This window comes from Actinotalea ferrariae CF5-4, assembly GCF_000603945.1.
In the GTDB taxonomy this organism is placed as follows: Bacteria; Actinomycetota; Actinomycetes; order Actinomycetales; family Cellulomonadaceae; genus Actinotalea; species Actinotalea ferrariae.
In genome coordinates this window covers 1-1,247 of sequence record NZ_AXCW01000487.1, presented here as the reverse complement: position 1 = coordinate 1,247, position 1,247 = coordinate 1, and the positions used below count along the sequence as shown (strand labels likewise).

Below are 1,247 nucleotides of genomic sequence, written 5' to 3'. Positions count from 1 at the left end.
ATTTAAATCAGTGTATTGTATAATAAAAGTTTTTCTAACAGCATGAATAAGATCACCCATTTTATTTGGATGTGTTCCAAAACAGTCATGAACAGCTAAAATATTATTAATATTATTTTTTCTTGTTTCTAGTATAATTTCGTATAAATGACTAGCATCTAAAGAATGAATAACATTAGGAATAATTGCTAATTCTTGTTTGAAAGTATTAAGTTCATCAGTTTTTTCTGTTAAGTTTAATTGTTTAGTTCTTCCAAATAATTTAATAGATATAGAAGATGTTTTAGTTTTATTATATTTTTGAGTTATATCTAAACCTGCAGGTGTAATTCAATTTAAAGGTATATTTAATTTATTTGTTAATTTAGCCATTGATTTTAAAAAAGAATAAACTTTTTCTAATCCTTTATATTCTTTAAAAATAGTCTCATTAAGAATTTTTGCTATTTTATAAATATCTTTAATATTTAAAATAATATCTTCTCCTTTAATTTTAGATGGTACTTTATAAATATATTTTCCTATTTGTATTTTTTTTTGAAGATTATTTACAAATATTTCTTCTCTTTCAATATAAGGATCTTTTAAAAATCTAATTTTTTTTTTAATTTGTTCAGTCATTCCATATATAGTAACATTATAGACTTTAGTCATAATACTTTCTTTTAAAATTTCTCTAGTCAATTTTACTTTTTGTAAATTACTATATTCAATATTTAAATAACCAAAATCATTTAGTTCTTTATTTACTTTTTCAACAACATCAGAATAGAGATCATTAGGACTATCAAACTGATTTGCAGGAGATAAATTAGTAGCTGTAGCTAAATCAAATTCTTTAATTAAACCTGCAACATGTTGGATACCACTACAAGTAGCATCTAAAAATATAGGAGTATTAACAATATAATTTTTATCTTTATCATACTCTCTTAAAACTAAAGCTAAAGATAGAAAATTAAATATTTTTTCAGCACCTAAAATTAAATCTTTATCTAAGTTAACTATTTTATTATAATTTTTAACTACTCAATTATAACGTTCAACAAAACTTTTTTTAGATAATTTATTTTCATTATGATTGTTAGCTAAATTAATATAAAAATAATAAATACCAGACTCATTTAAAGGTTCGCCTTCCGCAAATACTAATAATGAACTAGATAAATCACTTCCTTGAAAATTTAAACCAAAAGAATAATTATAAATTCTCCCTCTTCAATCTATAAAATTATTTAAATAAAAAA

At 21.0% G+C, this 1,247-nt stretch carries 1 pseudogene; it reads right to left on the bottom strand.

The window, feature by feature from the left end:
• Window positions 1-984, bottom strand: a pseudogene (locus N866_RS22545) (DNA-directed RNA polymerase); the annotation flags it as partial.
• Between the last annotated feature and the right edge of the window lie 263 nt (window positions 985-1,247).